Source organism: Clavibacter lycopersici (assembly GCF_003576405.1).
GTDB lineage: Bacteria > Actinomycetota > Actinomycetes > Actinomycetales > Microbacteriaceae > Clavibacter > Clavibacter lycopersici.
Map to the genome: position 1 here is coordinate 1 of NZ_QWGT01000197.1, position 5,243 is coordinate 5,243.

Annotated in this window: 5 protein-coding genes; 3 read left to right on the plus strand and 2 right to left on the minus strand. The window is 72.6% G+C overall.

Going from position 1 to position 5,243, the window contains the following annotated elements:
- Together DZG00_RS11875 and DZG00_RS11880 are read right to left on the minus strand one after the other, a co-directional pair.
- The coding region (locus DZG00_RS11875; RefSeq protein ID WP_147359989.1) for an ROK family protein at nt 1–603 on the minus strand (603 nt) is incomplete at its 3' end.
- A complete protein-coding gene (locus DZG00_RS11880) occupies nt 600–1,478 on the minus strand; it encodes an SIS domain-containing protein (RefSeq protein ID WP_119382453.1) in 879 nt (292 codons plus the stop codon). The genes DZG00_RS11880 and DZG00_RS11875, both read right to left, overlap by 4 nt.
- A 139-nt stretch (nt 1,479–1,617) precedes the next feature.
- Here DZG00_RS11880 and DZG00_RS11885 point away from each other — a divergent pair, with 139 nt between their 5' ends.
- The 3 genes from DZG00_RS11885 (at nt 1,618) to DZG00_RS11895 (ending at nt 5,170) form a co-directional block, all read left to right on the plus strand.
- On the plus strand, nt 1,618–2,406 hold the full coding sequence (locus tag DZG00_RS11885; RefSeq protein WP_119382454.1) for a DeoR/GlpR family DNA-binding transcription regulator: 789 nt from the start codon (nt 1,618–1,620) through the stop codon (nt 2,404–2,406).
- 233 nt (nt 2,407–2,639) lie between these two features.
- Nucleotides 2,640–3,821: a Gfo/Idh/MocA family protein gene (locus DZG00_RS11890; RefSeq protein ID WP_119382455.1), complete on the plus strand. Its 1,182-nt coding sequence runs from the start codon at nt 2,640–2,642 to the stop codon at nt 3,819–3,821.
- Nucleotides 3,822–3,850: 29 nt separating this feature from the next.
- A complete protein-coding gene (locus DZG00_RS11895; protein WP_119382456.1) occupies nt 3,851–5,170 on the plus strand; it encodes an ABC transporter substrate-binding protein in 1,320 nt (439 codons plus the stop codon).
- Nucleotides 5,171–5,243 lie beyond the last annotated feature (73 nt).

Here is a 5,243-nt window from a genome sequence, read left to right on the forward strand (position 1 = left end):
GACCCGGCGGGCGACGGCGAGCGTGCCCTCCTCGCCCGCGCGGCGGGCGGTGGCGGACGCGGAGGCGACCTGCTCGACGCGCAGCCCGGCGTGCGGGCCCGAGGTGATGACGGTCTGGCCGATCTCGCCCGCCCAGCCGTCCGAGACGAGGATCCGCCCGTCGACCGCGAAGGCCGCGGCCACGCCCGTGCCGACCGGGACGAAGGCGAGGGATCCGGGTCGGTCGCGCGCGGCCCCCGAGCGCATCTCGGCCAGGGCGGCGGCGCGCACGTCGTGCCCGAACGCCACCCGGGTCCCGAGACGACGCTCGGCCGAGGCTCGGAGGGGAGCGCGGTCGAAGCCGACGTTGGCCGACCACACGGCGACGCCCTCGAGCTCGTCGACGATGCCGGGCACGACGAGCCCGATCGGGGCCGCGGTGGACCCGCCGAGCGCCGCGACCACGGCGGCCACGGCCTCGACGACCCGGTCCCCCGAGGGGTCGCCGGTCGGCGTGGGCACCCGGTGCTCCGCCTCGACGGTGCCCGAGGGCCCGACGCGGATCCCCTTGACGGTGGTGCCGCCGACGTCGATGCCGAGCATGCCGTCCCCGCCGCGGCTCATGCCAGGATGACGGACCGCGTCAGCGAGCGCGGGTGGTCGGGGTCGAGGCCGCGCGACTTCGCGAGGCCCACCGCGAAGCGCTGCGCCACCACGAGGCCGGCCTGCGGGTCGAGGTCGTGCTGCACGAAGCGGGCGCCCGTCGCGGCCACCTCGTCGGCGAGGCCCGCGGGCGCGTCGCCGAACGACCACACCAGGCGGCCCGGCTGGGCGATGGCGATCGGGCCGTGCCGGTAGTCCATCGCGGGGTACGACTCCGACCAGTACTGCGCCGCCTCGCGGGTCTTGAGCGCGGCCTCGAAGGTGAGGCCGATCGCCCAGCCGAGGCCGACGAAGGTGGCCTGGTCCGCGGCGAGCAGGTCGTCGACGTCGATCGCGAGGGCGCGGTGCGCGTCGGCGATCATCGGCTCGACGTCCTGGCCCAGGTGGACCCGCAGCAGGGTCAGCGCCGACGTGGCGAAGCGCGTCTGCACCACCGACCGCTCGTCGGCGAACGGCAGGGCGACGACCTCGTCGGCCACCGCGGCGGCGGGGGAGTCCTCGACGGCCGTGATCAGCGTGGTCGGCGTCGTCTCGAGGGCCCGCAGGAGGTCGACGACCTCCGTCGTGGTGCCCGAGCGGGAGATCGCGATGACACGGTCGTACGCGCGGCCGGCCGGGTACTCGCTGCCGGCGAACGCGTCGGTGACGCCCTGGCCCGCCTGCTCGCGCAGCACCGCGTACGACATGGCGATGAACCAGCTGGTGCCGCAGCCGACGACGGCGACCCGCTCCCCGGCCTGGGGCAGGCGGTCCGTGACGAGCGGGACGAGCTCGGCGGCGAGCCTCCACGTCTCGGGCTGGGAGTCGATCTCTGCATCGACGAACGTGGAGGGCATCGGCTTCCTTCGGTCGGGAGACGCTCGTGCAACATGTACGAGCGAGGATGATTGATACCTCCGTATTCGATCAGAAACGATCAGAAGTGGCAAGGCCGTCTATGCCAAGATGGGGCATCCAACCCAGATCGGCTGCCCGATGACCCCGCAACAACGCCTCAACGTCGTGCTCGAGCTCGTGAGCGAGCGGGGCAACGTCTCGATCGCGGAGGTGAGCGAGACGCTCGGGGTGTCGACCGCCACCGTCCGCCGCGACCTCAACACGCTCGCGGAGCAGCGCCTCGTGACGCGCACGCACGGCGGGGCCTCCGCGCTGGGGTCGGGATACGAGCTGCCGCTGCAGTACAAGATCGCCCGCCAGGCCGACGCCAAGGTCGCGATCGCCCGCACGGTCGCGGGCCTGATCCAGCCGGGCGAGTCCGTGGGCCTCAACGGCGGGACGACCACGAGCGAGGTCGCGCGCATGCTCGGGCGGAGCGAGGGCCTGCGTCCCCGCGGCGACGCACCCGGCGTCACGATCGTGACCAACGCGCTCAACATCGCCTACGAGATGTCGGTGCGCGAGCACATCAAGATCGTGGTGACGGGCGGGGTCCCGCGCCGCCAGTCCTACGAGCTGGTGGGTCCGCTCGTCGCCGCGTCGCTGCGGGGCTTCAGCCTCGACACCGCGATCCTCGGCGTCGACGGCCTCGACGCCGCGTTCGGCGCGACGACCCTGCACGAGGGCGAGGCCGAGGCGAGCCGCGAGATCGCGGCGGTGGCCCGGCGCCTCATCGTCGTGGCCGACGCGACGAAGCTCGGGCGCAGCACGTTCGCCCGCATCTGCCCGCTGTCGCGGATCGACCTCCTCGTCACGGACGCGCCCCTCGCCTCCGACCTCGCGGGCGCGTTCGCCGCCGCGGGCGTCGAGGTCCTCGTCGCGTCCTGATCCCCGCCGCCGCGTCCCCGGCCCGGCTCGCGTGAGCTGCGGACCGGGCGCGGCGGCGTCATGTCTCCGGCGCGGGACGGTCGTGTTACGGACGTGTGAAGAAGCGCCGGCCCCCCTTGAGCGCGATCCGACGGCAGTTACTGTCGTTACATGCTCAATTCATTCCCGATAGTGACAAATGCGCTCAGCAGTTGCAGGATGGGCGCATGCGCAACGACGGGCACGTTCCTCCCATGACCACATCCACCCCCACCGGACCGCGGGTCCGCGTCGCCGTGATCGGCTTCGGCGCCCGCGCCGCCATCGCCCAGCACGTGGGCTCGGCCCGCCCCGGAGCCGAGGTCGTGGCGATCGTCGAACCTGACGCCGACGGCCGGGACCGCGCCCGGCTTGCCCATCCCGACGCCGTCATCCACTCCCACGTGGACGAGCTCGTCGCCGCGGGATCCGTCGACGCGGCCATCGTCACCACGCCCGACTGGACGCACGAGGACATCGCTGTCGCGCTGCTCGAGGCAGGCATCGCCGTCTACCTCGAGAAGCCGCTCGCGATCACGCTCGAGGGAGCGGACCGGGTCCTCGCCACGGCGGCCGCGACCGGCACCGTCCTCTACGTGGGCCACAACTTCCGGCACGCGGGCGTGGTGAAGGTCATGCGCGAGATCATCGAGCGCGGCGAGATCGGCGAGGTCAAGGCCGTCTGGGTGCGCCACTTCGTCGGCAACGGCGGCGACTACTACTTCAAGGACTGGCACGCCGACCGCGCGAAGACGGGCACGCTGCTGCTCCAGAAGGCCAGCCACGACATCGACGTGATCCACCACCTCGCCTCGGGCTACACGCGCCGCGTCGTGGGCATGGGCGACCTCATGGTCTACGGCGACGTCACCGACCGGCGCGAGCGACCGGGCGAGACCATGCCCGACTGGTTCTCGTTCGACAACTGGCCGCCCGCCAGCCAGACGGGGCTCAATCCCGTGGTCGACGTCGAGGACGTGTCGATGATGCTGATGACGCTCGACAACGGCGTCATGGCCAGCTACCAGCAGTGCCACTTCACCCCCGACTACTGGCGGAACTACACCGTCATCGGCACAGAGGGCCGCCTCGAGAACGTCGGCGACACCGCGGGCGGCGTGGTCAAGGTCTGGAACCGGCGCCACGAGTGGCAGGTCGATGGCGACGTCGAGCACCCCATCGAGGGCGCGGCCAGCGGCCACGAGGACGCCGACCTCCTCACGATGACCGAGTTCTTCGCGCTCCTGCTCGACGGCGCCCCGACGCTCGTGTCGCCGATCGCCGCGCGGGAGGCCGTGGCCGCCGGATCGCTCGCGGCCGAGTCCCTCCGCGACGGATCCCGGCCCATCGCCGTCCCCGAACTCCCCGCGCACGTCACCGAGCACTTCTCCGCATGAGCACCACGACCCCTCGGAAGGACCACCCGATGAGCACCACACCCACCTCCGCCGCACGGCGCGCACCCCGCAGGCGCCTGGTCGTCGGCACGGCGCTGACCCTCGGCCTCGCCCTCGTGGCCAGCGGCTGCAGCTCGAGCGGGGGATCCGGCTCGCCCGCCGAGTACGCGGCCCCCGCCGAGGACCTGTCCGCGTCGATCACGTACGGCGTGTGGGACCAGAACCAGGTCCCCGCCATCGAGGAGAACATCGCCGCCTTCAACGAGGTCTACCCGGACATCGACGTGACCGTGAACGTCACGCCGTTCGCCGAGTACTGGACCAAGCTGCAGACCCAGGCGTCGAGCGACACGCTGCCCGACCTGTTCTGGATGAACGGCCCGAACGTCGGCCTCTACGCGTCCAACCAGCAGCTCGAGCCCATCTCGGGCGCGGTCGACGCGGGGGACATCGACCCGGGCGACTACCCCGAGTCGCTCGTCGACCTGTACACGGTCGACGACGTCTCCTACGGCGTGCCCAAGGACTTCGACACCATCGGCATCTGGGCGAACCGGGCCCTGTTCGAGGAGGCGGGCGTCGCCCTGCCCGAGGGCGACTGGACGTGGGACGAGTTCCAGCAGACGGCCGACGACATCTCCACCGCGCTCGCCGCGGACGGCGTGTACGGCGCCGCGGGCGGCATGGACGGGCAGACCACCTACTACAACACGATCCTCCAGGCCGGCGGCACCGTGATCGACGGCGCCGAGTCGGGCTACGCGTCGCCCGAGGCGCAGGCCGGGCTCCAGTTCTGGACCGACCTCATCGCGGACGGCGGATCGCCCTCCATCCAGCAGCTCACCGACACCACGGGCGACCAGTGGTTCACCTCGGGGAAGCTCGCCATGTACTGGGGCGGCAGCTGGTTCCGGTCGGCGCTCACCGACACCGCGCTCGCCGGGGACGTCGTCGTGCTGCCCCTGCCCCGCGGCGAGGAGCAGGCCACCGTGATCCACGGCGTCTCGAACGTCGTCTCGGCCGCCTCGAAGCAGAAGCAGGCCGCCCAGGCGCTCCAGGTGTTCCTCGCCGGCGAGGAGGCCCAGCAGCAGCAGGGCGACGCCGGCTCGATCATCCCGGCGTTCACCGGCACGCAGACGGCGTTCACCGGATCCATGCCCGACGCCGACCTGCAGGTCTTCCTCGACGCGGTCGACTACGCGGAGCCGCTCCCGGTGAGCACGAACTCGGCCGCCTGGAACGCGCTGGAGGTGGACCTGCTCCCGCAGGCCTTCTCGGGCGCCCGGCCGGTGGCCGAGGTCGCCGACGAGCTGGCCGGCAAGATGGACGCCGCCCTCGCCGAGGAGTGACGCCGTGACCACCGCCGCGCAACGCCGCCCCCGCGCGCCCGCGCCGTCCCTCCCGGACGGCGCGGGGCCTGCC

What these genes read in the sequence shown, in the direction of transcription:
- DZG00_RS11880 (WP_119382453.1), bottom strand. Translation starts at nt 1,478, where the DNA reads ATGCCCTCCACGTTCGTCGATGCAGAGATCGACTCCCAGCCCGAGACG.
- DZG00_RS11885 (WP_119382454.1), top strand. Translation starts at nt 1,618, where the DNA reads ATGACCCCGCAACAACGCCTCAACGTCGTGCTCGAGCTCGTGAGCGAG.
- DZG00_RS11890 (WP_119382455.1), top strand. Translation starts at nt 2,640, where the DNA reads ATGACCACATCCACCCCCACCGGACCGCGGGTCCGCGTCGCCGTGATC.
- DZG00_RS11895 (WP_119382456.1), top strand. Translation starts at nt 3,851, where the DNA reads ATGAGCACCACACCCACCTCCGCCGCACGGCGCGCACCCCGCAGGCGC.